Annotated in this window: 22 protein-coding genes; 5 read left to right on the forward strand and 17 right to left on the reverse strand. The window is 66.8% G+C overall.

The genetic code is table 11. The features are described 5' to 3' along the window. Window positions 1-36: 36 nt before the first annotated feature. The 4 genes from JN531_RS02705 to JN531_RS02720 are packed head-to-tail and all read right to left on the reverse strand — an operon-like array spanning window position 37 to window position 3,253. Window positions 37-1,290, reverse strand: coding sequence for a hypothetical protein (locus tag JN531_RS02705; protein ID WP_228347317.1), 1,254 nt, complete (start codon window positions 1,288-1,290; stop codon window positions 37-39). After that, window positions 1,287-2,198, reverse strand: coding sequence for a CE1 family esterase (locus tag JN531_RS02710; protein WP_228347318.1), 912 nt, complete (start codon window positions 2,196-2,198; stop codon window positions 1,287-1,289). Before JN531_RS02710 ends, JN531_RS02705 begins: the two co-directional genes overlap by 4 nt. A gap of 30 nt (window positions 2,199-2,228) precedes the next feature. Then, window positions 2,229-2,606, reverse strand: a complete 378-nt coding sequence (locus JN531_RS02715) for a YchJ family protein (RefSeq protein ID WP_228347319.1) — start codon at window positions 2,604-2,606, stop codon at window positions 2,229-2,231. Then, the gene (locus JN531_RS02720; RefSeq protein ID WP_228347320.1) at window positions 2,603-3,253 is read right to left on the reverse strand and encodes a DUF938 domain-containing protein; all 651 of its coding nucleotides are present in this window, start codon (window positions 3,251-3,253) and stop codon (window positions 2,603-2,605) included. The genes JN531_RS02715 and JN531_RS02720 overlap by 4 nt, the downstream gene beginning before the upstream one ends. A 106-nt stretch (window positions 3,254-3,359) precedes the next feature. Between JN531_RS02720 and JN531_RS02725 the strand changes: the two genes are divergently transcribed. Together JN531_RS02725 and JN531_RS02730 are read left to right on the forward strand one after the other, a co-directional pair. Further along, window positions 3,360-5,249 (forward strand): DUF294 nucleotidyltransferase-like domain-containing protein, encoded by a 1,890-nt coding sequence (locus JN531_RS02725; protein ID WP_228347321.1) that lies wholly within the window; start codon window positions 3,360-3,362, stop codon window positions 5,247-5,249. Continuing rightward, the gene (locus JN531_RS02730) at window positions 5,246-5,884 is read left to right on the forward strand and encodes a 3'-5' exonuclease (RefSeq protein ID WP_228347322.1); all 639 of its coding nucleotides are present in this window, start codon (window positions 5,246-5,248) and stop codon (window positions 5,882-5,884) included. The genes JN531_RS02725 and JN531_RS02730 overlap by 4 nt, the downstream gene beginning before the upstream one ends. A gap of 1 nt (window position 5,885) precedes the next feature. On the opposite strand, the gene JN531_RS02735 is transcribed toward JN531_RS02730, so the two are convergent. Continuing rightward, complete coding sequence (locus JN531_RS02735) at window positions 5,886-6,221, reverse strand: arsenosugar biosynthesis-associated peroxidase-like protein (RefSeq protein WP_228347323.1); 336 nt, start codon at window positions 6,219-6,221, stop codon at window positions 5,886-5,888. A 104-nt stretch (window positions 6,222-6,325) separates the two neighbouring features. Between JN531_RS02735 and rimO the strand changes: the two genes are divergently transcribed. Then, on the forward strand, window positions 6,326-7,657 hold the full coding sequence (rimO, locus tag JN531_RS02740; protein WP_228347324.1) for a 30S ribosomal protein S12 methylthiotransferase RimO: 1,332 nt from the start codon (window positions 6,326-6,328) through the stop codon (window positions 7,655-7,657). A 3-nt stretch (window positions 7,658-7,660) separates the two neighbouring features. Here the strand turns inward: rimO and JN531_RS02745 are convergent, their stop codons facing one another. The 9 genes from JN531_RS02745 to JN531_RS02785 all read right to left on the reverse strand — a co-directional run bounded on the left by JN531_RS02745 (window position 7,661) and on the right by JN531_RS02785 (window position 18,914). Beyond that, window positions 7,661-8,605: a patatin-like phospholipase family protein gene (locus JN531_RS02745; RefSeq protein WP_228347325.1), complete on the reverse strand. Its 945-nt coding sequence runs from the start codon at window positions 8,603-8,605 to the stop codon at window positions 7,661-7,663. Continuing rightward, window positions 8,602-9,501, reverse strand: a complete 900-nt coding sequence (locus JN531_RS02750) for an FHA domain-containing protein (protein WP_228347326.1) — start codon at window positions 9,499-9,501, stop codon at window positions 8,602-8,604. The genes JN531_RS02745 and JN531_RS02750 overlap by 4 nt, the downstream gene beginning before the upstream one ends. A 47-nt stretch (window positions 9,502-9,548) precedes the next feature. Then, window positions 9,549-10,448 carry an AEC family transporter gene (locus JN531_RS02755; protein ID WP_228347327.1) on the reverse strand — a complete coding sequence of 300 codons (900 nt, stop codon included), beginning with the start codon at window positions 10,446-10,448 and terminating at the stop codon, window positions 9,549-9,551. A 58-nt stretch (window positions 10,449-10,506) separates the two neighbouring features. Continuing rightward, window positions 10,507-12,804: an NADP-dependent malic enzyme gene (locus tag JN531_RS02760; protein ID WP_228347328.1), complete on the reverse strand. Its 2,298-nt coding sequence runs from the start codon at window positions 12,802-12,804 to the stop codon at window positions 10,507-10,509. Between the two features lie 74 nt (window positions 12,805-12,878). Then, the gene (locus tag JN531_RS02765) at window positions 12,879-14,768 is read right to left on the reverse strand and encodes an alpha/beta hydrolase (protein WP_228347329.1); all 1,890 of its coding nucleotides are present in this window, start codon (window positions 14,766-14,768) and stop codon (window positions 12,879-12,881) included. A 30-nt stretch (window positions 14,769-14,798) separates the two neighbouring features. Further along, a complete protein-coding gene (locus tag JN531_RS02770; protein WP_228347330.1) occupies window positions 14,799-15,503 on the reverse strand; it encodes a response regulator transcription factor in 705 nt (234 codons plus the stop codon). Continuing rightward, window positions 15,500-17,065, reverse strand: coding sequence for a sensor histidine kinase (locus JN531_RS02775; RefSeq protein ID WP_228347331.1), 1,566 nt, complete (start codon window positions 17,063-17,065; stop codon window positions 15,500-15,502). Before JN531_RS02775 ends, JN531_RS02770 begins: the two co-directional genes overlap by 4 nt. A 69-nt stretch (window positions 17,066-17,134) precedes the next feature. After that, complete coding sequence (locus JN531_RS02780) at window positions 17,135-18,232, reverse strand: glutathione S-transferase family protein (protein ID WP_228347332.1); 1,098 nt, start codon at window positions 18,230-18,232, stop codon at window positions 17,135-17,137. Window position 18,233: 1 nt separating this feature from the next. Further along, window positions 18,234-18,914: a glutathione S-transferase family protein gene (locus JN531_RS02785; protein WP_228347333.1), complete on the reverse strand. Its 681-nt coding sequence runs from the start codon at window positions 18,912-18,914 to the stop codon at window positions 18,234-18,236. A 160-nt stretch (window positions 18,915-19,074) separates the two neighbouring features. Between JN531_RS02785 and JN531_RS02790 the strand changes: the two genes are divergently transcribed. After that, complete coding sequence (locus tag JN531_RS02790; RefSeq protein WP_228347334.1) at window positions 19,075-19,734, forward strand: TetR/AcrR family transcriptional regulator; 660 nt, start codon at window positions 19,075-19,077, stop codon at window positions 19,732-19,734. A 10-nt stretch (window positions 19,735-19,744) separates the two neighbouring features. On the opposite strand, the gene JN531_RS02795 is transcribed toward JN531_RS02790, so the two are convergent. Beyond that, window positions 19,745-21,121: a DUF1329 domain-containing protein gene (locus JN531_RS02795; protein WP_239795341.1), complete on the reverse strand. Its 1,377-nt coding sequence runs from the start codon at window positions 21,119-21,121 to the stop codon at window positions 19,745-19,747. 172 nt (window positions 21,122-21,293) lie between these two features. On the opposite strand from JN531_RS02795, the gene JN531_RS02800 reads away from it, so the two are divergent. After that, window positions 21,294-23,429, forward strand: a complete 2,136-nt coding sequence (locus tag JN531_RS02800) for a DUF1302 domain-containing protein (protein ID WP_228347336.1) — start codon at window positions 21,294-21,296, stop codon at window positions 23,427-23,429. Here JN531_RS02800 and JN531_RS02805 read toward each other — a convergent pair. Beyond that, entirely contained in the window at window positions 23,417-24,571 is a 1,155-nt protein-coding gene (locus JN531_RS02805; protein WP_228347337.1) for a glutathione S-transferase N-terminal domain-containing protein, read from the reverse strand. The two genes, JN531_RS02800 and JN531_RS02805, sit on opposite strands and share 13 nt — an antisense overlap. Next, window positions 24,568-26,835 (reverse strand): DUF3604 domain-containing protein, encoded by a 2,268-nt coding sequence (locus tag JN531_RS02810; protein WP_228347338.1) that lies wholly within the window; start codon window positions 26,833-26,835, stop codon window positions 24,568-24,570. Before JN531_RS02810 ends, JN531_RS02805 begins: the two co-directional genes overlap by 4 nt. Window positions 26,836-26,844: the final 9 nt, after the last annotated feature.

Raw genomic sequence — 26,844 nt, forward strand, 5'->3', positions numbered from 1 at the left:
CCTGACTTTAGAGCGTAGGCGCCCGCGTCGCAACCACTAATTGACCGTGGCCTCGCGCAAATAGACCCCGCGCCCGTCACCGTCCTGGCCGAAACTGTTCCACACCACGCTGACACGCCCGTCATCGGCCAGGGCGACCGCCCCGAACACGGCCGCAAAGTCGGGGTTGCTGACGGCAGATAGTCCGATCCGCTGCCCGAGCGCGTTGAATCCGGCGACGGCAACACCATCAAAGCCGCTGCCCGCCAACGCGAAGGACCCAGTGGCATTCATCGACAGTGAAATCCGCTCCAGCAGGCCACTGTCAGGCCCGGTGAACTGGCGCTCGCCGCCCACGGCCTGATCGGCATCGGCCCCTTCGTACAAACGACCGAACACGCCCAGCGGCTGATAGCCGAAGGTGAAGGCCTCCCAACCCACCACGAAACGCCCGTCGCTGCCCATGGCGATGGCGGGGAAATCGGGGGCGGACTCGTTCCTCGGTGTGTCGACGCCGGTGTCACCGGAGGTCGCGATCCCCTCGGCATCAAAGCTGCGAACGCGAATACCGCTGGGGTTGCCGGCACTGATCCACGACACCACGAAACGACCCTGTGCGTCGATGCCCACATCCGGCGCCCGCACGATGGCTGTCGTGGTCGGCCCAACGACATCCAGCACGCCGGTCCGCGGTGAGCCGTCGGCACCGTAGATACGCGCCTGGATCATGCGCTGCTCGATATCGTTGCGCCCCAAAAGGATCGCCAGCTGGGTGATCTCACGATTGCTCCAGACGACCACGAAGCGCCCGTCGGCATTCATTGCCACCCGCGGTTCCGACTGCGAGTCGAAGTTGGAACTTGACGGACCGATCTGGAACTCGCCACCCAGCCGGGCACCCGCTGCATCGAAACGCTGACCGTAAATGGTGCCGCCTGGCCCATCCTGCAGCGAACTGCGCCACACCACAACGCTGTTGCCGTTGCCATCGATGGCCACAGCGGCGAAGTTCTGACGCCCGGCAGTGGTGGTATTGACGCGGAACTCGGACCCCACCGGCTCGCCATCGGCAAAGCGCCGGGCATAGATCCCGAAATGATTGCCGTCCTGGCCGAAGCTCTCCCAGACTGCCAGCGCATCCCCCCGGGCATTGCGCGCCACACGGGGCCGCTGTTGATCACCGGCGGTGACGACGTTGGCCCTTATCTCGGTGGGCGAAACCGGAACCGGCGCGGGGCCGCCGCCATCGTTGCCGCCGCCGCAGGCCGTCAGCGCGATCCCCAGCATGAGACTCGATAACACCCGGCTCATCGTGAAAACCTCTTGAAGAATTCCCACATCTCGCGGTTGGCACGAATGTCCTGCGTGGTCAACCCGACGCGAGGAATGAAATCGAGCGCCCCGGGCCAGTTATGACCCCCGCCCTGCACGGTGTAGAACGCTACCGCCCCACCACTGCTACAGCCCTCATAGCGGTCGAGCAGCACGGTGGTTTGATCGATCACCGCATCGGGCAGTGTGGTCCGTGTCGGTGTCGCCGGGCAGCCATTGAGGTTGGCCCAATAGGCGGCGGCATCCGGTGCCGACAGTGCCACCGACAACAGGCCGCCGTCGTAGGGCACCTGATCGTCCTCGGTGCCATTGAAGAATGCCATCGGCGTCGGCTGGGAAGGCGCGCACACCCGCTCCAGTGCCTTGCGCATCGTCGCTGCGACGATGGCCCCGGCGGCAATCTTGTCAGGCCGGTCACACGCCATGCGAACGGTCATGTTGGCGCCCTGCGAGTAACCGGTCATGTAGATCCGGCTGGCATCGATTCCGTAGCGAGCCACGGCGTCATCAATCACCGCCACCAGATAGTTGACGTCCTCGTCGCCATCAGCCGGCGTATGCGCCCAGGTCAGCCCCGGCGCTTCCGGCAGGATCAGCCAGATACCCTCGTCACGGGCCAGCTCGGCAATCTCGGTGAGATTGGCCATCGACGCCGCGGTGCCGACATTGAAGTGCAGCACGATAATGGCCGGCGGATTGGGCTGCGGATTGGCAGGTCGCAGATACCCGACCGTCCGCTGGCTGCCGTCAAATTCAACCGTGCTGTAAAACGGCCTGACCTGCTCGAACGGCAGAAACGACAGCGCCAGTGCCGGCAGCGGGCAGAGGCCCGCAACCAGCAGCAGCGCCCGGAGCGGGTGGCGCAATGCCTGCAATAAGGTCGTCATGCGCCCAGCATAGCAAACCGGTCAGGGCTGTCATCGCCCCTTGATCACCCCGTCAAGGTAGTACCAGCGATCATCTTTGCACCTGAATCGACTGCGCTCCACATGCCGGCTTGCCGAACCGCCGCCTACCCGCGAACGGGCAACGAAGTCCACCTCGGCCACGTCCGGTCCGCTCCGGCGCACGGCCCTCACCGTGAGTCCGAGCCAGGTCACCGTTGCATCCAGTTCGAGGGCTGTGGGCCGCGTCTCGGGGTGCCAGGTTCTCAGCAGATAGTCGATGTCTCCCAGCACGAAGGCGCTGTAGCGACTGCGCATCAACGCTTCGGCGTCGGGCGCCGGCGCACCCGCATGCCAGCGGCCACAGCAGTTGTCGTAGGGCCGTCCCCCACCACAGGGGCACGTCGTCATAGAGAACGCCAGATCACCAGCCGATTGTCCGCCGGCATGGCATGCAAGGCCTCCCGCCGCAGTCCCGCTGCACGCGCCAAAACCTCGACCGCTTCCAGATCTCGCAGCCCACGGAACGCGGCACCTGCCTTCAATTGTGCGTCGAAGGCTTCATCGTTGGGACTCAGCCAATGACCGTTGATCCGGAACGGACCATAGACCGCGAGCACGCCGCCGGACCGCAGCAGCGTCGGCACCGCCGCGAACAGGGCCTCCACCGCCGACCACGGCATGTAGTGCAGCGTGTTGGCGGAATACACCGCGTCAAACACCTGCTCCGGCCACGGATCAAGGCCAATCTCCAGCGGCAACGGCGGCGCCACGTTCGGCAGTCCGGCCTCCTCCAGCCACGCACGAATGCCCGCGTGGTGGATGCGCTGGTCCGCAGTCTGCCAGCGTAGCCACGGCAAGTGACGGGCAAAGTGAACGGCGTGCTGTCCGGTGCCACTGCCCACCTCGAACACCGTACCGGCGGTGGCCAGCAGGGGCTGCAGAATCGCCAGAATATGGGGCGCATTGCGCTCGGCGGCCGGGGCAAAGGGCTTGTCCATGGCCACCGTCGCGCTATCCGACGAGGGGGGCGGTGAGGGCAATTCGGATCGCGACATCAGGAGGCTCGCAAGGGGCGGATGGGTCTCACAGCATAGCCGCGGCACGTCGGCCTTCGTCCAAAGTCGTCTGGCCGCCCCGCAACCGTCACTGCACACTGCAGCGATGACAGACCCCGCCGTCCCCGCGCCCAGCCTGATCGCCGCCCTGCGGCAGGAGCTGCGCGCACATGCCCCGTTCGCACAGATGCCGGAACGCGATATCGATGCGCTGGTCGCGGCTGCCCCGCTCGCCTACTTCGCCCCCGGCGAGCGCATTGCCGGACCCGAAGATGGCCCGGCAACGACCTGCTTCATCATCCGCCAGGGGCGTATACATGGCTTGCGGCCGCGTGCCGACGGCGTTGACGACCGCGGGACCGAGTTGGCGGCGGGCGAGCTGTTTCCGGTGGGCGCGCTGCTGGCGGAGCGCCCGGTGACCAGTACCTACCGAGCGGTTGGCGATGTCTTCTGCTTCTGCCTGCCGGCCGCAGATTTTCGCGCACTGGCGGAGCGGAGCCGGGTGTTCGGTGATTTCTGTACCCGTCGCATCGCGCACCTGCTGGAACTGTCGCGGGCTGACCTGCAGGCCAGCTATGTCGCCGAGACGGCCTCGCGGCAGGCCATGGACACGGCCCTGCGGCACCTGACCCGGCGAACACCGGTGACCTGCGAGCTTGAGACCCCGTTGCGGGCGGCACTCACCGATATGCAGGCGGCGCGGGTGGGATCGGTCGTGGTGATCGACCCTCATCGGCGTCCGATCGGCATCTTTACCCGTGGCGACCTGGTCGCCAAGGTCGTGTTGCCAGAGATCAGCCTGGATACGCCGATGTTCCAGGTCATGACCCATCCGGCCCGTAGCCTGCCGATTGACGCGCCGGCCGGCGACGCCGCCCTGCTGATGGCCCAGCACGGGATCCAGCACCTGCCATTGGTCGACGGTGAACAGCTTGCCGGGGTGGTGTCGGAGCGCGATCTGTTCGGCTTGCAGCGCCTGTCCTTGCGAGAGGTCAGCCGCGGCATCCGCGAAGCCGACGACCTGCCCACCCTGGCGCTGGCGGCACGCGACATTCGTGGCCTGACCCGCGGTTTGGTCACACAGGGCGTGGAGGCCGGCCGGCTGACCCGCTTCATCAGTTCGCTCAATGACCAGCTCACCCGCCGCCTGCTGACCCTGGTGGCTCACGACCACGCGCTTGACGACATCAGCTGGTGCTGGCTGGCGCTGGGCAGCGAGGGGCGCCACGAGCAGACCATCAGCACCGACCAGGACAACGGGCTGATCTTTGAGACCGGGGGCGACCCGGTGCTGGCCCGCACCCGACTGCTGCGCTTCGCCGAGGCCGCCAATCTGGCGCTGCGCGACTGCGGCTTTCCGCTCTGCCGCGGGGGCATCATGGCGTCGAATCCGGAATGGTGTCAGCCGCTGGACGCCTGGCAGCACCGGTTCGCCAGCTGGATCGAACGTGGAGACCCGGAAGCGCTGTTGCGCGCCAACATTTTTTTCGACTTCCGTCCGCTGGCCGGTGAACCGCGTCTCGCCTACACGCTGCGCCACACCGTCGGCGCGCGCGCCCGACGTCACACGCGTTTCCTCACCCTGCTGGTGGCCAACGTGCTGCACACCCGCCCCCCGCTGAACTGGCTGGGGCAGCTATCCGGGGACCATGAGGGCGGGATCGACCTCAAGCGTCATGGCAGCATGCCCTTCGTCGACGCCGCCCGCGTGCTGGCCCTGGCGGCGGGCGTCGATGCCACCGGCACCCGGGAGCGACTGGAACGCGCCTGCCCGATCCTGAACCTCACCCCGACCTCGGTGCAGGCGTGGGTCGATGCCTTCCAGTTCATCCAGCTGTTGCGCCTGCGGGTGCAGCACGACCGCGGCCCCGCACCGGCGCAGGCCAACCGCCTCGACCCCGAACAATTGTCGGCCATCGACCAGCGGATCCTGCGCGAAGCGCTTCGTCAGGCCCGCACCCTGCAACAGCAACTGCGCATGCTGTTTCCGGGATGAACCGTCTCTGGTCGGCGTTTCGGCAGCGCTTCCCCGGCGTGCCGGAGAGCGATCGGTGGATCGTGGTCGATACCGAGACCAGCGGTCTCGACCCCGATCGCGATCACCTGCTGAGCATCGGCGCGGTGGCGCTGCACGGCGGCCACCTGCAGGCGGCTGACAGTTTCGAGCTGACCATCGACAGTCCGGCACCGGTCGATACCGACAACATCCTGCTGCACGGTATCGGTGTCGCGGCCCGGCGGGCCGGAGTACCGCTGGCACTGGCGCTGGATCGCTGGCGCGGATTTCGCCGACAGGATCCCCTGATCGCCTTCCATGCCCCCTTTGACCGTCGAGTCTTGCAAACCGCGGCGCGGCGCTGCGGCCTGGCGCCCGATCATCGTCCGTGGCTGGACGTGGCCGACCTCGCCTCGGCCCTGCATCCGGGGCCCGCCCGTCAGCGGCACAGCCTCGACGATTGGCTGGCACACATGGGGCTACCGATGGGCCGACGCCACAACGCGATGGCAGATGCCCTGGCGACGGCCACCCTGTTGATGCGACTCCATGCTGATGCCGGTCGACCCGCTGCGTTTCGCAGCCTGCTCAGAACGGCACGCGATCACCGCAACGTCGGCGGCAGCGGCGCCTGAATCAGAGCACCAGTCGATCGAGATGGTTGGACATCTGCACGCTGTGCACCAGGGTGATGCCCGCCTTCATCGCCGCCGCCACATGCACCGCCTCGCGCATCTGTTCGGGATTGGCGCCGGCCTCGAGGCAGGCCGTGGTGTAGGCGTCAATGCAATAGCCACACTTTTCGCTGTGGGCGATCGCCAGCGCGATCAACGTCTTTTCGCGCTTGCTCAGGGCGGAGTCAGTCCCCGTGACCTGTCCGTAATAGGCAAAGAAGGCGTCGGCCATCGGCTTCGCCTGGGCGCCGATCTCGCTGAATTTCGGCAGGTCTTCGGCGTTGAAATAGCTACTCATCTGCAGCACTCCGGAAGGGGGTATTGCAGCCTACACGCTGGCGACGGGCACCGGCCGACGGCGCCTCGGCGTAAAATGAATCTCGACACCTTCCCCGTCCTCTCATGACCGCCACCCCTGCCCCCAAAGTCGGCTTTGTCTCCCTCGGTTGCCCGAAGGCCCTGGTCGACTCCGAGCGCATCCTCACCCAGCTGCGGGCCGAGGGGTATCAGACCGCCCCGGACTACGACGACGCCCAGGTGGTCATCGTCAACACTTGCGGCTTCATTGACTCGGCCGTGGAGGAGTCACTGGAGGCGATCGGCGAGGCCATGGCCGAAAACGGCAAGGTCATCGTCACGGGCTGTATGGGCGTCGGCAGCCACCGCGACCGGATTCGCGAGAAGTTTCCCGACGTGCTGTCCATCAGCGGACCGCAGGACTTCGCCAGCGTGATGACGGCACTGCACACGGCCCTGCCGCCGCAGCACGATCCGTTTCTCGATCTGGTACCACCGCAGGGCGTGAAACTGACGCCGCGCCACTACGCCTATCTGAAGATCTCCGAAGGCTGCAACCATCAGTGCAGCTTCTGCATCATTCCCGGCATGCGGGGGCGGCTGGTGTCACGGCCGGTGGACGCGGTGTTGCGCGAGGGTGAGCGTCTGGTCCAGGCCGGCGTCAAGGAGTTGCTGGTCATCTCCCAGGACACCAGCGCCTACGGCGTCGATCTCAAGTACGCGCCCGGCACCTGGCAGGGCCGCGAGTACCGCGCCCGCCTGAAGGACCTCTGCGAGGGTCTGGGCAGCCTCGATGCCTGGGTCCGCCTGCACTATGTCTATCCCTATCCGCATGTCGACGACATCATCCCGTTGATGGCCGAAGGGCGGCTACTGCCCTATCTCGACATCCCCTTTCAGCACGGGGCGCCGTCGGTGCTGAAACGGATGAAACGACCGGCCGCCGCCGAGAACACCCTCGAGCGCATCCGCGCCTGGCGCGCAGTCTGTCCGGACATCACCCTGCGCAGTACCTTCATTGTCGGCTTTCCCGGCGAAACCGAAGCGGAGTTCCAGACCCTGCTCGACTGGCTGGAAGAAGCCCAGCTCGACCGCGTCGGCTGTTTCACCTATTCGGCGGTTGAAGGCGCCACCGCAAACGCGCTGCCCGATCCGGTGCCGGAAGCCGTGAAGCAGGAGCGTCAGGCCCGTTTCATGGAAGCGCAGGCGCGGATCAGCGCCGCCCGGCTACAGGCAAAAGTGGGCCGCGAGATCGATGTGCTGGTCGACGGCTTCGACGAGGACGGATACCTGGTTGGCCGCTCACAGGCCGACGCGCCGGAAATCGATGGCAAGGTCTACCTGTCGACCTCGTTGGAATTGGAGGCGGGAGACATCGTCCGCTGTGAGGTGATCGCGGCCGACGAGCACGACCTCAACGCCGAGGTAATCGGCTAGACGTCAGGGCAACGTGCCCTCGTCTTCCTCACCTGCACCGACATCCGGCGGCGGCGCGACCCCGGCCCAAGCGCAGATCTGGTGCGCATGGCGGTCGACCAGCGCGCGCCCCTCGGCGATCGCCTCGGCAGCACGATGAAAATCCATCAGGGCGAAATCGGCCAGTAGCGGCACCAGCGTAACCTCGGCCGGGTCGCCGGCCATGCGGCTGCGGGTGATGCGGTCCTGCATGATGTTGACACTGCTGGCCACCACGTCGAAGAAGCTCGGCCGCCCGCCTTCGCTGCCCGACAGATAGTCGACCACCCGATTCCAAAGGCCGCGGTCGGGCGGCGTCAACGGCTCGGCGGTATCGTCCCCACGCGCCGGGGTGAAATGGCGACCGACCAGCTGCGCATTAAGGTTCACCGCGATCACCACATCGGCTCCCAGGGCACGGCAGGTCGACACCGGCACCGGATTCACCAGCCCTCCATCGAGCATCCAGCGCTCCTGGAACTGCACCGGCGAAAACACGCCGGGCAGGGCACAGGACGCTCGCGCCGCCGGCAACACCCGCCCCTCGGTAATCCAGATCTCACGACCACTGTGCATGTCGGTCGCGACCGAGGCAAAGCGCTGGTCGAGCTCGCTGATGTCCGGGTTGCGGTGGTGCTCCTCGAAGTAGCCGAACAGCGCCTCACCCTTGACCATCCCGCCGGAAAAACTGAGGTCCATGAATCGCCATACCTCGCGGGCAGTGAGCTTCTGCACCCAGCCGGCGAAGTCGTCGAGCTGACCGGAGACATAGACCGCACCAACCAGGGCGCCGATGGAGGTTCCCGCCACCACCTGCGGACGAACCCCCAGCGCCTCCAGACCCTGCAGCACCCCAATATGGGCCCAGCCGCGTGCCGAACCGCTGCCCAGGGCCACCCCCACCACGGGTGCTGACGCGTCCTTGCTCACCGGTCGAGCGGCCGGGTATCACCGATGTCCGCGTCCATGCGCAGACGCTTGGAGCGACAGATGAAGCGCACCACCTCACCGGACTGCTGGCCGATCGGCGACCCGAGACTGAGGGCCCCCTCACCAGTCAACAGCAAGCGGTCATTCTCGAGATGGACTTCCTCGCCAGAGCCGGTCAGCACCCACGTGCCATTCCGACTTTCGTCGACGTAATAGAAACGCCCATGCTCATAGATCACGCGGCCGTGCAGTCGCGAGGCCCGTTCCGCTGCAACCTGCACGGTCGATTCACTGCTGCGGCCAACGATCAGCGGACATTCCGCGGAGCGGAAGCTACGACTGCCGCCGCGCACCCGCAGGGTGATCTCGGTGAACATCCCGCCCTCCGCTTCCAACGGTGAGGCCATTCGGGTCTCGGCCGCTTCCGGGGTGTGAGAGGGGAACAGCATGTAGAGGTCATCGGCCAGTCGGCGCAGCCCGGCGGCAGGCGGCAACGACGGGTCCATCGCAGCGGCGGTGGCGAAGGCGGCGATGGCGCCTTCCGGAACCCGGGGCATCACCCCGGCGAGACGATGTACCCAATCACCGCGGACGCGTCCCTGGTCAAGGGTCACCGGACCTGCGCCGACCACCACCCGCACCTCACTACGATCTCCGGTATGCAACCAGCCGGCCACTTCGGACACCAGCTGCCGCCCGAATCCATAAGCCGCCGGCATGCCGCCAAAGCGGAACAACAGCTGGCGCGGCAGCGACTGCAGCTGCTGGCCCCCGCGTTCTGTGGCGATCGCCGACAGCTTCCGCAGCGCCAGGTCGTCGGCCACCGGTTCACCACGCCGTTCGCGCATGGGGTTCGAGAACTCTGCCAACAGCAGTACAGCAGGGGTTGCACTCATGCGCGACTCCATTTGCGTATGGCCATAGCCTAGCCTCTCGCTCCGCCCTAGGGGAGCACCAGACTCCACAACGGCACGGTGACCAGTGACAACAGGATGCCGCAGCCGAGGACCGTGTTGGCCAGCGGCGGGTCGAGGCGATGCTGATCGGCGAGGATGGCCGCCGAGATCATCGGTGCCATGGCGGTCTGCAGTACGCCGATCGACAGCACCGGCGCGGTCACGCCGGTGACCACGCCCAACCCCAGCGCCAGAACCGGCGCCAGCAACAACTTCCATGACAGGGCGACCGCCACCGGCTGCCACTGGTCACGCCCCAGATGCAGCCGAAACCGCAACCCGACCGAGAACAGCGCCAGCGGCACCAACGTCCCGCCGATCCGCTGCAGCAGCGGCTCGAACCATGCCGGCCAGCCACCCGCCGCACCGACCAGCACACCGGCCACCAGCGCCAGAAAGGCGGGGAATAACAGCACCCGTCGCAGCATCACTGACGCCGTCGCACGGGCGCCGCCGTACACCGACGCCACCAGCACCCCGCCGACGGCGAGCATGATGAAGCAGCCCAGCTGGTCGGCGACGACGCCGAGCGAAAGACCCTCGCGACCCCGCAGCATCTCCAGCAATGGGTAGCCCATGAACGACGTGTTTCCGAGCCCGCAGACCAGGATCAGACCGCCAATGCTGGCGCGGGACCAGCCCAGGTGCGCCCCCACCACTGCGATCAGTACCCAGGCGCCGACGAACACGCCCCACTGGCTCAACACCAGAAACCAGAGCGAGGCGTCGAACTGCAGACCGGGGACGAGATCCAGAATCAACGCTGGCAGCGCGATCTGGATAACCCACCAGTTGAGCGCCTGGGCCAGGCCGATCGGCGGATGGGCATAGCGGGCAACGCCCGCGCCCAGGGCCAGGCACCCGATCAGCAACAGGAACGCGCTCATGTCCGGTCCGTTCGCAAGTCCGCGACGCAGGCTACGCGCCGGTGACCAGGCACACCATTCACCCTTGGTCGGCCATCTGCTGGGCTTCCAGCACCGTCAACGCGGCCACGTTGATGATCCGCCGGACGGTCGCCGAGGGCGTGAGAATGTTGACCGGCGCCGCGCAGCCCAGCAGCAGCGGACCGATCGCCACATTCTGTCCGGCTGCGGTCTTCAGCAGGTTATAGGCGATATTGGCCGCACCGAGGTTGGGCAGGATCAGTAGATTGGCGCTGCCGGTCAACGTCGACTCCGGCAGGATGCTCATGCGATGCGCCTCGTCGAGGGCGGCATCGCCGTGCATTTCGCCGTCGATCTCCAGGCCCGGCGCCTGATCGCGGATCAACGCCAATGCCTCGCGCATCTTTACCGCCGCGCCGTCGTCATGGGTGCCGAAATTGGAATGCGACAGCAGTGCCGCTTTCGGCTCGATCCCGAAGCGGCGGATGGCCTTGGCCGCCATCAGGGTGATTTCAGCAATCTCCGCGGCACTGGGATCGAGGTTGACGTGGGTATCGGCGAGGAACAGCTGCCGGCCCGGCAGAATCAGGGCGTTCATCGCCGCATAGACGCTGGCACCGGCGCGGCGGCCGATGACCTGGTCGACGTACTTCAGGTGCAAGCCGGTGGTGCCGAAAGTGCCACAGACCAGCCCGTCGCCCTCGCCCTTCTTCAGCAGCATGGCGCCGATCAATGTGGTCCGGCGCCGCATCTCGATCTTGGCGAACTGCGCGGTCATGCCGCGGCGTGCCATGCGATCGCGATAGTCCTCCCAGTACTCGCGGTAGCGCGGATCGTATTCCGGGTTCACCACCTCGAAATGCTCACCGGCCTTGATCCGCAGGTTGTAGCGGGCAATGCGGCTTTCGATGACGGCCGGACGTCCCACCAGCACCGGTCGCGCCACCCGTTCATCGACCACCACCTGCACGGCGCGCAACACACGCTCTTCTTCGCCTTCGGCGAAGACGATGCGCTTGCGCTCGGGCGGCGCCCGTCGGGCGGCAGCGAATACCGGCTTCATCAGGGTGCCGCTGTGATGCACGAACTGCTGCAGTCGCTCGCGGTAGGCATCGAGATCATCGATGGGCCGCAACGCAATCCCTTCGGCCATGGCCGCCTCGGCCACCGCCGGCGCAATCCGCACCAGCAGGCGCGGGTCGAAGGGCTTGGGGATCAGATACTCCGGCCCGAAAGCCAGCGAATGATTGCCGTAGGCACTGGCCACGGCGTCGTTGGCCTCTTCTCGTGCCAGCTGGGCGATGGCGTGCACGGTGGCAATCTCCATGCCGCGACTGATCCCGGTGGCACCGACATCAAGCGCGCCCCGGAACAGAAACGGGAAGCAGAGAACATTGTTGACCTGGTTCGGATAGTCGGTGCGACCGGTGGCGATGACGGCGTCGTCGCGCACGGCCTTGACGTCTTCCGGGAGGATCTCTGGGCGCGGATTGGCCAGTGCGAACACAATCGGCCGGGCCGCCATGCGCGCCACCATGTCAGGCTTCAACACACCACCGGCCGACAGCCCGAGGAACATGTCGGCGCCGTCAATCACCTCGGCCAGGGTGCGAGCCTCGGTCGGCTGTGCGAAGCGCGCCTTGTCCGGATCCATCAGTTCGGTGCGCCCCTGGTACACCACCCCGGCGAGGTCGGTGAGCCAGATATTGCGCTCGGGCACACCGAGGTCCACCAGCAGATCGACACAGGCCAGCGCCGCGGCCCCGGCACCACTCACCACCAGTTTGATGGCGTCAATCGCCTTGCCGGTCACCTCGAGTGCGTTGAGGGTGGCGGCGCCGACGATGATGGCGGTGCCGTGCTGGTCGTCATGGAACACCGGGATCTTCATCCGGCTGCGCAGCTGGCGCTCGACCTCGAAGCACTCCGGCGCCTTGATGTCCTCCAGATTGATGCCGCCGAAGGTCGGCTCCAACGCCGCGATGATATCGACCAGTTTGGCGGGATCACGCTCGTCGAGCTCGATGTCGAACACATCAATGCCTGCAAACTTCTTGAACAGGACCGCCTTGCCCTCCATCACCGGCTTGGCCGCCAGCGGTCCGATGTCACCCAGCCCGAGCACTGCCGTGCCGTTGGTCACCACCGCCACCAGGTTGCCGCGGGCGGTGTAACGGAACGCATTGGTGGGGTCGCTGACGATCTCCTCACAGGCCGCCGCCACACCGGGCGAGTACGCCAGCGACAGGTCCCGCTGGTTGGTGAGCTGTTTGGTGGGGGTGACCGACAGTTTGCCGGGCACCGGCAGCGCGTGATATTCCAGCGCCGCCTCTCGCAGATTCTTTTCGGGGTTCATGCCAGGTCCTTGGAACGGCCGAAAGTATAAAGGACCGGCCTCCCCCGAATGGATGAGCCAGTCCCCGCCCCCCGCTAACGCGGCGGCAGCCGTTGGAACTGGACGTCGGTCAACTGCACCATGCCGGCCAACCGTTGATCGAAGCGCAGCCTGATTTCGGCGAGGTGCCGCAGGTCCAGCGCGCTGTCCCGCCAGACCGCGGCATCGAGCCGGAACGGCACCATGTTGATCACCGTCTTGGCCCCGGTATCGCGCGCGCTGACGGTCAGGCCCGGCGGGAAATACAGGGCATCGGAAAAGGCACTGGCCCGTGCCGACACCTCGGTGCCGTGGGTATCGGTCAGGGTCAGGGTGAAATCCTGCCCCAGCGCGTTCACCGGCAGGACGCTGACCCCCATACGCAGCGACAACAGGTCGAACTCGTTGACGTCGACATCGCCGAGGTCGTAGCGCACTTGCGCCGCCGCCCCCAGCCAGTCGAGGAAGACCTGCGGCGCCTTCGAGATCGTGGCCGGTGACGGGCAGGCATCGGGCGCCAGCCCCAAAAGATCGGCGGTACTACTGCCGTTGGGCTCGCAGTGGCCGCTGCGCAGAACACCTTCGTAAGCGGTGGTAAGCCCTAGCGCATTGCTGACCAGGCTCTCCGAGGTCAGGGTGGTGTCAACCGTCAGCCGCCGGTCGGGCGGCTGATGAAACGCAAGATGAACAATGGCATCGCAACCGACCACACCGTCCGGGCAGGCGCCCGGGGGCAGCTGCTCACGGGCATCCCAATAACCGGCAAAGGCGGTTTCACCGCCAACGAAACGCCGGAAAAAACTGCTCATGAGAAAGTGGCCCAACGCCCGCTGCTGGTCACGATCGAGACGCCCGCTGACCGGGCTGGCGGTTGAACAGAACGGATCGAAGACGTTCAGCGCAGCATCGTCGTTGAACCAGAAGTCATTGAAGAAATTGTGGTTGGCCCCCATCACGGTCAACTGGTACTGCAAGCCCGACGTGTTGTCAGCCTGGTAGCGCACGTTGTCGTACATGTAGACCCCGTGCAACGTCGAGACATCGCCATCGCAATAGGGCGACAGGGTTGCCCACACCGTGTTGTCAGGCAGTTCGTTGCGGAAATCGGTGGGCGCCAGGGCGAACACCGCCACCAGCGCATGGGGGTCGTCGAAGTCGCCTTCGACCGGGCGGGCGCGGTTGAAGCGCACGGCCTTGCTCACGGCGTTTCCGCCCCGGGAGTGGCCCATCAGGCCAACGTGGGTGAAATCCAGTGCGCCCACCAGCGCGCTGAAATCCTGCCCGCCGAGGTCCACCCGGTAGGCCGAGGCCGGTTGCATGGCGATATCCCGGAACAGGTCGAGGTGATGCAGGATCAGTTCGGCCCGCGCGGTAATGCCCTGGTCGTTCGAGCCGGCATCCTGTGCGTTGATGTCGTTGGCGTCGATCGACAGCACCACGTAGCCCTGACTCGCGAGGGTCTGTGCCAGATAGTCGTAGCCGCGATCGCTGCGGATCGCCACCCGACCGTCGGCCTCGCAGTCGGTGCCGCTGCTCTCCGAGCCGCCGGCATCGCCGGTGGTCGAGCAGCTGCTGTGCCGTCCGTGCTGGAACAGCAACACCGGAAAGCCGCCAGCGGGCACCGGATGGTCGGCATCGACAAGCGGGTAGCGGACCACGCCCTTCACATCCATCGGCACCGGGAACACGGCGGCACGGGCGCCAGTGTCATCGACGGTGCGGGTACCGTCGATCGGCGCATAACGATAGTCACGGGCGTCGCTGACGGCATACGGGCCGGGCACCGTGACCTCAGGGGCGACGCCGGTGAAACGGGCAATCGGACCCTCGACGGCTGCGTCGTCCGACGCACCAGCGCCCGTCAACGGCCCGCCGCTCTGACCACAGGCCGACACCATCACCAGCAGCGCCCCAAGGCTGCCGTTCCACGCCATCCCTCTGCCCATCGTCACTCCAGACCTGAAACCGGTGTCAGGTCACGCAAGGAGCGGGCCACGTGGCGGCGTCTCGTCGGCAACCATCCGATAGCCGATCCCGCGCACCGTCTCGATGCGCAGGGGACCGTCGGTCGCCGTCAGCTTGCGGCGCAGCCGCCCGATGTACACATCGACGATGTTGGTCATCGGGTCCTCGGTCTGCCCCCACACCCGCCGGAGGATACGCTCCCGCGAGAACACCATTCCGGGCGACGCCATCAGCAACCGCAACAGGTCGAATTCCAGTGTCGTCAGCGCCACCGGCAGATCGCCACGGCGCACCTCCCGGCGATCAACCGACAGGGTCAGGTCACCGAGGGTCAGGGCCTCCATCGCGGCGATGGCCGGTGGACGACGCCCCAGGGCTTCGATACGGGCCAGCAGCTCGTCCAGATCAAACGGCTTGCCGAGATAATCGTCCGCACCGGCACGCAGCCCTTCGACGCGCTCGTCAACTTCGTACAGGGCCGTCAACATCAGAATGCCAGCGCGCACGCCGCGGTGGCGCAGCAACCGACAGACCTCGAGGCCATCCATGCCCGGCAGCATCCGGTCGAGCAAGACCAGATCAGGCGGGTCTGCGGTCGCCGCTGCGATAGCGGCTGTGCCCTCGGCGACGGCACGACAGCGGTAGCCCTCGGCGGACAGCGCACGAACCAGGAACTGCCGCAGTTTGGCGTCGTCCTCGACGACCAGGATGTTCACGCTGGCTCCCGCGGGATCCGCACGGTCATGCGGGTTCCGGCGCCTGGCGCACTCGAGGCTTCGATCCGTCCGCCATGCGCCTCGACGATGGCCTTGGCGACAGCCAACCCCAATCCGACCCCCTGACTGGATTGATGCTCCGCGTTGGCACCACGAAAGAATCGTTCGAACACGAATGGCAATTCCTCGGCCGCGATCCCAGGTCCTGCATCCTGGATCTCGAGGCGCAGATCTTCCGCATCGGCGTCGCAGTGCAGCTGTACGTCGCCCCCCTCCGGCGAGTAGCGCAGCGCATTGTCGAGCAGGATGCCGAGCAACTGCCGCAGGCGCTGCGGATCGGCGGTCCATGGCCGTGGCTGCTGGGCTGACTGCCGGACCACCAGTTGCACCGGGCGGGCCCCGCGCAGGCCCTCGAACTGCTGCCGGGCCATCTCCACCAGGTCATCCAGGTGCATCACCCGACGACTCAAGCGGACGCTGCCGGCATCGACCCGGGCCACGAACAGCAGATCTTCCACCAGTGCAGTGAGCGACACCGACTGCTCGAGAATGCTTCGCAGTGCTTCACGATAGTCGTCAGTGCTTCGCGATGCCGCCCGCAGCGCCACCTGCGCCTCACCGCGAATGATGGTCAGCGGCGTCCGCAGCTCGTGACTGACATCGGCCAGGAAGTGCCGTCGGCTGCCATCGGCATGCTTGAGTGTTTCGTTCAGCGCCTGCAGCTCGGCGGTGCGCGCTCGCACTGCCGACTCCAGTGCCAGCTGCGACTGTTCGCGCGTTTGCTGCCGCGCCTGAAGCTGTTCAGCCATGCTGTTGAAGGTCCCGGCGACCGCGTCGAACTCGGCATCGAACCCGCGGGGCAGGCGGTGGGTGGTGTCGCCACCGGCCAGCGCCTCGGCCCCGGTGCGCAAGGCTGTCAGGGGCCGGGAGATGCCGATGATCAGGCTGGCACTGGCCCAGATCGCCACGCCCACCATGACCAGCGCCAGCAGAAAGGAGATGATCAACAGCTGCTGATGGACCCCTTCCACCCGCCGGGTCATCGCGTCCACCACGCGCTGCTGCCGCGCCAGCGCGGCGTTCACCGCCTCGCGGAAGGCGATGTCGATGCGGTCCTCCAGCAGGGTCGCCACGGCGCGCGGATCCCGCGACTCGACCGACATGGCCAGCACCGCGTCGAACTCGCGGATGATGGTGGCGATCAATGCGTCGAGTGCGTCGGTATCCTCGACGGTGCCGCGGGTGGCCTCGATACCGAGTGCCTCCCGCTGTCGGTGTTCGAGATCACGGATACGGTTCAGCGACTCCTCGATCGCGGCCTGCTTGTTGCGGGCAACGATCTGGTTGGCGCGGGCACCCAGTACCACCTCGTCGGTGAGCTGCTTGAACAGGCGATAGGCACGCACCGACAAATGCAGGTGCTCCGACAGCAGGGAATGGGCGAGTGCGGCCTGCTCCAGGTGCCGGTCGGTCGCACGCACCGACCACGTCGCCAGCCCCGCGGAAAGCAGGACAATCGCAGCCGACAGCGCGGCAACGCCGAGGATCTTGTATCGGTACATCTCGCTACTGTGCCGCGAAAGCCGTCGGTTTTCGCCTTAGACAGCAAAAGGCTGCTGACGGCAGCAGCTTCAGTCGGACACGACGTGCAGTGCCATGCGCCGTACCCGTGGCGGCGGCGTGGCGAAGCGATCGGCTGCGCCAAGGGCTGTCAGCCACGCATCGCAGCTATGTCGTTCGGCGACGGTCAGCCCCTCGTACACGGCCTGCATTCGCTGCCACTTCCACAGCAGGAAACTGCGCCCGCGCAGCCGGTAGGGCCGTCCCCGCATCGGCACGGTGACCGGCCCGAGCAGCCGCGGCAGCCGGCGTCCGGGGCCGATGTCGCCGGCGATCTCCCGGTAGCGGTCGAGGCTGCCCGTCAGCAGCGGCCAGAACTCCTCGAAGACCGACGTCAGCATCGGCAGCAGTGTGTCGGGGATGGCGTCATCAGGCAGGAACTCACCCGGGGTGCCGCCCTCTGGCTGCTGCATCCGCCGCACCCAGGCCTGCAGATGCGGACGGCGGCCCACCAGTTCGCGGGCCGGATACGGATCCCGCCCCAGATGCGCATAGAGCGGCCCGATCAGGCCGAAGTCACCGAGACAGGGGCGTCCACCAAGCAGATAGGGGTACTGGGCGAAGTGGGCATCAAGCGCGTCACAGTGGAACTCGGTCCAGTCGACGATGGTGTCCCACTGCGGTGGCTTGACGCCCAGGCCGGGCAGGAAGCTTTGGGGCGTCATCGCCACCTTCTCTGCCAACAGATTCTTGATGAATCGGGGCGCGAACGGAATCAGGTTGTCGCCGGCTTCCGGCCGCAGCAGGCGGTCGAGGTTCTCGCTGAAGTTCCAGCGGTAGTGCATGGCGCTCGGCAGCCAGAACTCGTCGCCCCAGGCTTCCAACACGCTGGCGGCGAGGCGCTGCCGTGGCCCCGTGGGCAGCACCGACCGTTGGGGATGGCGGACCTCCAGTCGGTCGATGATGTCGGCGGTGTCCTGCCACCACTCGCCCTCCGGGGTCCGCAGCACCGGCAGCACCAGCGCGCCCACCTTGCGTACCAGCCACGGCGCGGTCCACAGGCGCACGGTGCGCTCGTCGAAGGGCAGCTGCTTGTGCCGCAGGTAGGCGCGGGTCTTGCCGCTGTAGAGCGACATTTCCAGTGCAAAATGCTGATACCGCCTGGTCATCTCAGCGCCCCACCGTGGTGCGCGCGGCGCTGGCAAATGCCTTGGCGGTCTTTTCGTTGTCGAGATCCGGCAGCTTGAACGGGACCTCGATCCCCTTCACACAGGCCGGGCGTGCATACATCGCCTTGAGCCAGCGCTGCAGGTGCTCGAGACCCTCGATCGAGATGCCGGACCACTTGTGGATGCGCACCCAGGGCCAGGTGGCGATGTCGGCGATGGAGTAGTCGTCGGCGAGCCACTCGGAGGCCGCAAGGCGGCGATCGAGGACCTCGAACAGCCGCCGGCCCTCGTTGTGATAGCGGTCGATCACCGCCGGAATCTTCTCGGGAAAATAGCGGTAGAACACGTTGGCCTGCCCCATCATCGGGCCGACCCCGCCCATCTGGAACATCAGCCACTGCAGGACCCGCGAGCGGCCCTTGGCATCCGTCGGCATCAGCCGGCCGGTTTTTTCGGCCAGGTAGACCAGAATCGCCCCCGACTCGAACACCGCGAACCCGTCATTGTCATGATCGACCAGGGTCGGGATACGGCCGTTGGGATTCAACTTCAGGTAGTCCGGCGCGCGCTGTTCGCCGCCGAGAATGTTCACCGGCTTCACCGTATACGCCAGCCCCAGCTCTTCCAGGGCGATGGACACCTTGTGGCCATTGGGGGTGGGGGCGGTGTAGAGATCGAACATGGCGGCTCCGGTGGCGAATCGGCAAGGGAATGGATGGCACAGTCTAATTTTGTTTTTTACATAGTGTCAATATTGTGCGGAATCGTCAGCGGCACACGCCCTGAAGACGGATACCGCATAATTCGACGCTCAAACTTGTCGAGCTGTAAAGTCACGCCGGATGCCCCGCAAGACCCCGTCTGCCCCCACCGTCGCAAAGGCTGCCAAAGCCGCTGCCGGCACACCGCGCCGGGCGCCGGCCAAGCGCGCCTACCTGAGTCGCGACCGCCGCCGGCAGACCCTGCTCGAAGTCGCCGCCGGCATCGTCGAGCAGGAGGGCTGGGCGGCGCTGACGATGAGTGCCCTGGCCGAGCGCGGCGGCACCAGCCGGCAGTTGGTCTACCTGCACTTCCCCAACCTCGAAGAACTGCTGGCGGCCACGGCGCGGATGATCTTCATGGACACCATGCGCGAGACCCAGGCCTCGCTGATGGCGCATCCGCGGGATCTGGTGGCAGCGGTGAAAGCGGCCGAAGCGGTGAGTCTCGACCTCAACCCGGGCCGCGGCGACGCGTTGTGGCAACTGTTGGCCGGCACCGCCGCGGCCAGCCCGGAACTGGACAAGATCCGCCGCCAGCTGCGCAGCATGATCGTCAACGTCTGGGCCGAACCGCTAGGCATGGCGCTCAAGGTCAGCGCCACCGATGCCCGGGCATACGCCTGGATGCTGGTGATGGCGTTCTGGGGCCTGCGGCAGTTGATCCGCGATCAGAAGATCCCCCGACAGCACGGCATCGAGCTGTACGGGGATCTGGTCCGCCGCTTCCTTGCCACCCCCTGAACAGCGGCTCCTACTTTCGCAGCGTGCGACTTCCGAGCGCCTGTGACCGGAAGTAACTGTCCTCGAATGACTGGTTGAAATCGGGGTAGCTGTCGCCGGCAAAACTGGCGGTGACGAAGTAGCGGCCGCTGCGCAGGTCGTAGTGCACCTCGGGGCTGCCGGTGGTGGCGGGGACGAACGGGAAGGTCGTCAGGTGCGCCTCCTGGAAGCGCCACAGTTCGTCACGATCATCGTAGTTGTCGACCATGGCAATGCTCCAGCTGTCCTCGTCGACGTAGAAGACACGCCGTCGGAAGCTGTGGCGCACACCCGGCTTCAACGTCGCCTCGACCACCCACACCCGATGCAACTCGTAGCGGGTGAAATCCGGGTTGAGATGGCCCTTGGTCACCAGCGCCTCATAGGTCGCGCCCGGCAGCAGGATCTGCGCCGCGTTGTAGGGGATCAGCATTTCGCGCTTGCCCACCAGATTCCACTGATAGCGATCGAGCGCGCCGTTGAACATGTCGGTCTGGTCGTTGAACATCAAACCGTCGGCCGACACCTTGGGGTTGTCATAGCCGACATTGGGCGCCCGTCGCGTGCGCCCCATGCCGGGGTTGAACAGCCAGGCGTTGCGGCCGCCGGAGGTCTGGTCGGTGGTCTCGTGCACCAGCAGCATCTGCCCGGCAATGCGGCGCGGGGCAATCACTTCCTGCAGGTAATACAGGATCAAGCCGTCCTCGATCGGACTGGGGCTGGTCGGGTGCCCGTACTTGAGCTTGACGTCTTCAATGATGCGCGCGAGCTGGTAACTGCCGTCCTGCTCGACGATGACCTCATTGTTGAAGCGGCGGACCGCGGCACCACGAAACTTGAGCTTGTGGTTCCAGATGACCTCGGCACCGGACTTGGGGATCGGGAACGGGATCCCCAACCGCGCGCCCTGCACCTCATCGGTGCCGACCAGCACGGCCCGGGTGGCGTTCTCAAGGGTCGCCGCATCCACCGCCGGTGGCAGGAATGCGTGCCGCGCCCCGGCGTACACCGGCAGACGGAAACTCGGGTACATCTCGAACAGACGCCGGTGGCCCGCACTCAGACGCTCCGCGTGCTGCGCCAGGTTGTCGCGGGTGACGGTGTAGATCGGCGCCTCCGACAGCCCCGTGGGCACCAGCGCTGCCCGTACCGCGGCATCGCCATCGGCCTTGCGTGCCTCCAGCTGGGCATGGGTGAGCGTGAACTGTTCGGCCCGGTAGCCGTCGCGACCGGACCAGGCCGGGATGGTGCCGTCGGCGTTGGCGCCCGCTTCAGCACCCGCAGGAGTCAGTTGTCGCCCCAGTGCGGCCGCCTCGTCGGCACTCACCGCCGCCATCAGCGGCATCGCGATAGCCAGCCCCAGCACCATCAGGAGGGCACACCTGCCCCCCGAGCGCATCGTATTCATCCGGTTCTCCTCGTTGCGTCGCGCCGGCTTGCGAGGCGCTTGACATGTCGTATACTTTACAGACTGACAATTTCACGTCAAGACGCCCGGCGACGGTCACCGACGCGCCGACAAGGGTGACCAGGAGAGGACCATGACACCAGCCCGATGGGCAGCCTTGACGCTGCTGACGTGCATCCCGGCCGGCACCGCCGCATTCGAACTGGGTCCGCTCAGCGGATCGCTCAACACGCGGGTGACCGCAGGCGTCCAGCTGCGCGTCCAGTCGCGCGACGAGCGCCTGATCGGCAAGCTGTCGGTGCCGGGTCAGCAGGACCTGTGCCGCGCCGATGATTGTGTCTCGGCGCGCGGCGATGCGGCGCCCAACCAGCGCCTGGTCGATGCGCGCGGTGCGTTTTCCGGCACAAACGAGGACAACGGCAACCTCAACTATGATGCCGGCGACCTGACCGCGGCGCTGCTGCAGATCCGGCCGCGTCTCGATCTGTTCTTCGGCGAGTGGCAGCTGCAGGCCTCGGCCCTGTTCTTTCACGATGCGGTCAACGCCGACTTCGAGGATCATCACGCCGACACCCGCTTCCAGCCGGCCCGCACACCGCGCAGCGACCGCATCGAGTCCCACTACGCCCGTGGCGTGCGGGTGGGCAATCTGTTCGTGTCCCGCAGCTTCTCGCTCGGCGGTGAGGAACTGCTGCTGAAGCTGGGCAACCAGGTGCTGAGCTGGGGCGAAGCCAACCTGGTGCAGTTCAACGGGCTAGCGGAACTGAATCCGCTCGACGCGCCGATGCTGGCCTTTCCCGGTGCCGAGATCAGCCAGTACCAGCTGCCGGTCCCGCTGGCTGTGGCGGGCCTGACCCTGGGGCCGAGCCTGTCGCTGGAACTGGTGTACCAGTTGCAATGGCGGGCAGCCAAGCTGCCCGCCTCGGGCAGCCTGCTGTCGTTCAACGACATCGCCGGGGGCGGCACCTACGCCATGCTCGGCTTCGGCAACTACAGTGAAGATCCCGACGGCCAATTCACGCCGGCCGGCCCCACCGCGCTGGTGTCACAGGCCAGCCGCACGGCACGCATCCCCGGAGAAGATTTCGGCGCCCCGCGAGACAGCGGCCAGTACGGCGCCCGCCTCAGCTACTTCGCCGACTGGCTCAACAACGGCACCGAGCTCGCCTTTCATTATCTTCGCTATCACAGCCGCTATCCGGTGCTGAGCGGCTATGCCGCCGATGCCAGCTGTAGCCGCGACGCCGCCCTGCCCGGCTTTGCCGGCGCCCTGCTGGCCTGCCAGGGATTCAACGCGGCCTTCAATCCGATCGGTCGGGAGCCGCTGCCGGTGGACACCGTTCAGCCGTTCCTCGATTTCCCGGAAGGGATCGACCTGTTCGGCATCAGCTTCAACACCAATGTCGGCGACTGGGTGCTGTCGGGCGAGTGGGCGTATCGTCCCAACCAGCCGCTGCAGGTGCTGCAGTCGGACGTGTTGTTCACACTGCTGGGGCCGGCCTTCCCGGAAGCCGACCTGGTCATCGGCACCGCCGCCCTCGCCGACCCGGCACTGCTGGCCGGACTGCCGGCGGCGCTGCTGGCCCCGGTGGCGGCATTGCGCGCGGCGTTGCCGGTGGATGCGGTGTTCACGCTGCCTGGCGAACAGAGTGCGGCACCGGACCTGCTCAGTGGCTATCGCGGCATCGAAATCGGCCCCGGCGACTACGTGGCCGGCTTCGAGCGCCAGCGCAGCTCGCAGATGACGATGACCGCGGCACGCACCTTCGCCCGCAATCCCTTCGGCGCCACCCAGATGATCCTGGCGGTGGAGGGCGCCGCGCTGGTGATCCACGACCTGCCGGACGCCGGCCGACTGTTCTTCGAGGGCGCCGGTGACCGCACCCACCCCAGCCCGGGCGCGGACGGCACCGGCAGCGCCGACGGACAGCCGGACAGCCGTCGCATCAATCCGACGCAGATGACCGACGGCTTCGGTGACGACCTTGCCTATGGCTATCGCGTTTTGCTGCGCCTGAGCTACAACGACCTGCCGGGCGGAGTCACGCTCAATCCGGCGGTGGTGTTCCTGCACGATCTCAAGGGCACGTCACCGGCGCCCATCACCAACTTCATCGAAGATCGACGGGTGATCATCGCCAACCTGTCGGCCGAATTCCGCGACAACTGGTCGGCCGGGCTCGGCTATCAGGTGTTCAGCGGCGGCGGCACCCGCCATCGGCTGCGCGACCGCGACAACCTGTCGGCCTTCGTCGCCTACGTTTTCTGACCGAAGCGGTCCCAGGGCGTACCGCCAAGGTAGGCCCGCAGTCGCGCCCACCGCCCCAGGGGGGCGCAGGCGTGTGCCGGGCCCGCATCGACCGCGGTCAGGCCTTCGACCACCGGCACTGTCGCGGTCAGCCCCTCGCGGATACCCAAGCCGGCCAGCCGAGTGTCGATCTCGGCGCGGTCAGGGTCCGACAAGCCGGCATAGGCCTGCCGCAGGCTGAGCAGGCAGCGGGCGCGATACACCACCACCGGCAGACGGGGATAGTGAATGCCGCCATAGGTGCCGGAAAAGTGGCGCCGACCCGCAGCCAGCGCGGCCAGATTGTCCTGCAGGTACGGCAGATACGCGTCGCCGAGGTCGGCCAGCATCGGGGTCCATGCCGGGTCGGCGAAATGGGCGCCCTCGGCAGCACCCTGCCAGTCGTCCTCGCGGCTGTTCCAGACCCGGCTGACCCAGGCCCAGACGCGCGGGGCGGTCGCCGCCATCAGCGCCGCCGGCCGCGGGTCCTGCGCGTAGTGCCGGAACATCGGGCCGAACCAGGCGATGTCGACCCGGCTGGGGCGGGTGCCGAGCAGATAGGGACGCGTCGCCAGCAACGCCTCCAGCCAGGCCAGAGCCTGCGGATACCGCCCGGCCACGGCATCGACATTGGCCGCACGAACGCCATCGCCGCGAACGAACAGGCGTTGCTGCCGATGTCGGAAGTAGACCCCGGTGAGCCAGGCCGGATGCGGCGTACCGCGTGACAACTCAGCTCCGAGGCGACTGCCCAGATAGCGTGCGTTGTCGGCCCAGCCCCAGCGCCAGAGCATCGCCGGGCGCCACTGCCATTCGTCGCAATAGTCCTCGATCAGGCGGGTCAGAAACCGCGCGCCCGCGGTCGCTGGCAGCAGGGGTCGCTGCGGATGCTCTGCGTCCAGCCAGTCCAGCAGCGGGGTGGTGTCACAGCGCCACAGGCCATCGTCGCGCCGCAACGCCGGTACCTTCATCCAACCGGTGTGCGGCAGCACGGTGTCGAGCAGGATGTCGGGGGTGACGGGCACTCGCCGATAGTCGATCCGCTTGGCCCTCAGGGCGCCCTCGAGCTTGCCGCTGAAGTACGAGACGTCGGACAGGTACACGGTGTAGCGGGGTTCGCTCACGGCTCGTACCACACCGGCGAGACCCAGCCGCGCTCTTCCAGCGTGGCGAAGATGTTGCGGCCGGTGAAACTGCCCGGGGTGCCCTCGATCCGGCAGCAGCCCTCGAAGCCGTTCCAGCCGCTGTCATCAGCGAATAGACCGTTGTCCGCCTGTAGCGCCGCGCAGTCGACGCCGGCCACGACGCACTGCTGGGTGCTCCACCGACAGCTCGGAATTTCGCGAACCCGCGCATACCAGTAGGCATCGCGATCAGCGTCGAAAGCCGGATCCTGCCAGGTGACGCAGAGCTGTGCCGGATGCAGGCCGGGCGCCACCGAGCAATCGGCTGCCGGCAGTACGACCGGCTCGGTGGTCGCCGCCACCCGTTCGAAGGCACGCACCCGCGGTTGTCCCCCGGCATCGACGAAACCCTTGACGATATCCAGCGCCTGCAGCGGCAGGCCGGGCTGGTCACCGCCGGGGTCCTGCATCGCCCAGACCGTGACATAGGGCGCGCTCGCACCTTCCGGCGGCGGCGGCAGGTCGCCGCCCATCACGGCGCCGGTTTCGCTGTCGACACTGTCCCCGCCCTCCGCCAGCCGATGGCAGATATCGTCCGGTGGCGGTGTCCAGCTGGCCTGCATGCGGATCCGCAACCGCGGCCCCGAGGTCCCGAAACTCTCGCCGCGATGGAGGGCATCCCAGATCGCCTCGCGGGTGTTCTCGGGGGCCCAGACCGCGGCCAGCCCGCCCGGCGCAAACCCGCGGGCGCGATCCAGAAACACCCGGTTGGTGCAGTTGCCGGGATCGGCCGGATCTTCCGGTGCCAGGGCTCGATTGCTGTTGTCGCAGTCCCAACTGCCGAGCTGGTCGTCCGGATCATTGTCGAGGACGCCGCCATGCCCCGGGAAATCAGTCTCGCGCACCATTCCCGGCGTACCGTTGTGGGTGTCCGACGAGGCGATGACACCCTGCCGATAGGGGTTGATGCCCAGCGTGTTGCGCACCGCCATGCCCTCGACCATGGCGTTGCGGTAGTAGTCCAGCGGCGCCGTGCAGTTGGGATGCGGCCCGGAGCCGCCATCCACCCCGGCGGTCTGGCAGACCTCGACGCGGTTGGTGGGGTCGAACTGCAGGCTGCAGAAGGCCGGATCACGCGACGGGTCACCGCTGCAGTAGCCGGCGCAGGCCGGCGGGTCGTCCGGGCCGCCGGTGCAGACGTTCTTCGACAGCTCGAAGTCGCAGGTGGTCTCCTCGCCCTGCAGATAGGGGCCTTCCAGACCTGCGGCGCATTCCGAGTTGCCCTTGTGCTGGTAGATTTCCAGCACCCGGTCGAAGCGGCGACGCAGTTCCGCATCGGCGACCGTCAGCGCCACCCCGTCGCGCCCCGGCGGCAGCCCGCTGGCGCTGTCCCGGGCAAGGAAAAAGCGCCCGTCGGACAGGTTACTGCTGTGGGGAATGGTCATCGCCCGGCAGTCGGGCATGCCCCCGCATTCGGTGGCGAGATGATCGAACAGCATCCACTCGTCGTTGACGTTGGTATCGATCACCCCGGTGAACGGGCTCACCGAGTCGAACACCACATCCGGCACCTGATCGGCATCGCCGCGAAAGATGATATTCCGGTGCAGCATCTGCCCGCGCTTGTTGGAGCTGAACTCGTAGCCGTGCAGCGTGGTGAACTCACACGGCGCATTGCGCTCATCGATCAAGGCCTTCTGTGCCATCCACGCCGGTCGGTCGGTGGGGCTTTCCGACAACAGCGTCTGCACCGCCACCTGCAGCGGCGTGGTACGGCCCTCGACGAAGGCGCGGATGTCGCCGCGAATGCCATTGCCGACAATCTCGCAGGCCGGGTTGGTCCCTGCCGGCACCGCGCCCCCCAATTCGCAGAGGGTCTTGAAGGCCCCCAGGAACTCGGCGTGGTCGGTAATGGCAACGAAGTCCAGTGGCCGGTCGAGCTGATCGGTGGTGACGACGGTGTTGGGGTCGTCATCGCCGCCCGGGTAGCCGCCGGGTTCGCCGCGGGCGAACGCCAGGGCCTCCTCCGGCCCGTTGATGCTGTTGAAGAAATACGAATCGAACGAGTTGCTGGTGTGAACGTGCAGGTCGCCGAAGAATGCCTGCCGGGTGCCCGCCACCTGCGGACCGCAGTCGCCGGCGATCGGCATGTCCGGGCCCGCGAGGTCGGCATCCAGGGAGGTCGAGCCCCCGCAGGCCACCAGCCCCAGCAGGGCGAACGCGCCCATCGCCGTGCGCCATTCGAGAGGCTTTGGGGTGTGCATGCCGCGCTC

It is taken from the genome of Flagellatimonas centrodinii, from assembly GCF_016918765.2.
GTDB lineage: Bacteria > Pseudomonadota > Gammaproteobacteria > Nevskiales > Nevskiaceae > Polycyclovorans > Polycyclovorans centrodinii.

Bases quoted from the DNA above. Each gene is read 5' to 3' on its own strand.
- JN531_RS02780 (WP_228347332.1), bottom strand. From the start codon at position 18,232: ATGACCAGGCGGTATCAGCATTTTGCACTGGAAATGTCGCTCTACAGC.
- JN531_RS02705 (WP_228347317.1), bottom strand. From the start codon at position 1,290: ATGAGCCGGGTGTTATCGAGTCTCATGCTGGGGATCGCGCTGACGGCC.
- JN531_RS02775 (WP_228347331.1), bottom strand. From the start codon at position 17,065: ATGTACCGATACAAGATCCTCGGCGTTGCCGCGCTGTCGGCTGCGATT.
- JN531_RS02800 (WP_228347336.1), top strand. From the start codon at position 21,294: ATGACACCAGCCCGATGGGCAGCCTTGACGCTGCTGACGTGCATCCCG.
- JN531_RS02790 (WP_228347334.1), top strand. From the start codon at position 19,075: ATGCCCCGCAAGACCCCGTCTGCCCCCACCGTCGCAAAGGCTGCCAAA.
- JN531_RS02730 (WP_228347322.1), top strand. From the start codon at position 5,246: ATGAACCGTCTCTGGTCGGCGTTTCGGCAGCGCTTCCCCGGCGTGCCG.
- JN531_RS02715 (WP_228347319.1), bottom strand. From the start codon at position 2,606: ATGACGACGTGCCCCTGTGGTGGGGGACGGCCCTACGACAACTGCTGT.
- JN531_RS02760 (WP_228347328.1), bottom strand. From the start codon at position 12,804: ATGAACCCCGAAAAGAATCTGCGAGAGGCGGCGCTGGAATATCACGCG.
- JN531_RS02720 (WP_228347320.1), bottom strand. From the start codon at position 3,253: ATGTCGCGATCCGAATTGCCCTCACCGCCCCCCTCGTCGGATAGCGCG.
- JN531_RS02735 (WP_228347323.1), bottom strand. From the start codon at position 6,221: ATGAGTAGCTATTTCAACGCCGAAGACCTGCCGAAATTCAGCGAGATC.
- JN531_RS02750 (WP_228347326.1), bottom strand. From the start codon at position 9,501: ATGAGTGCAACCCCTGCTGTACTGCTGTTGGCAGAGTTCTCGAACCCC.
- JN531_RS02810 (WP_228347338.1), bottom strand. From the start codon at position 26,835: ATGCACACCCCAAAGCCTCTCGAATGGCGCACGGCGATGGGCGCGTTC.
- JN531_RS02725 (WP_228347321.1), top strand. From the start codon at position 3,360: ATGACAGACCCCGCCGTCCCCGCGCCCAGCCTGATCGCCGCCCTGCGG.
- JN531_RS02795 (WP_239795341.1), bottom strand. From the start codon at position 21,121: ATGGTGCTGGGGCTGGCTATCGCGATGCCGCTGATGGCGGCGGTGAGT.
- JN531_RS02785 (WP_228347333.1), bottom strand. From the start codon at position 18,914: ATGTTCGATCTCTACACCGCCCCCACCCCCAATGGCCACAAGGTGTCC.
- JN531_RS02755 (WP_228347327.1), bottom strand. From the start codon at position 10,448: ATGAGCGCGTTCCTGTTGCTGATCGGGTGCCTGGCCCTGGGCGCGGGC.
- JN531_RS02710 (WP_228347318.1), bottom strand. From the start codon at position 2,198: ATGACGACCTTATTGCAGGCATTGCGCCACCCGCTCCGGGCGCTGCTG.
- rimO (WP_228347324.1), top strand. From the start codon at position 6,326: ATGACCGCCACCCCTGCCCCCAAAGTCGGCTTTGTCTCCCTCGGTTGC.
- JN531_RS02765 (WP_228347329.1), bottom strand. From the start codon at position 14,768: ATGGGCAGAGGGATGGCGTGGAACGGCAGCCTTGGGGCGCTGCTGGTG.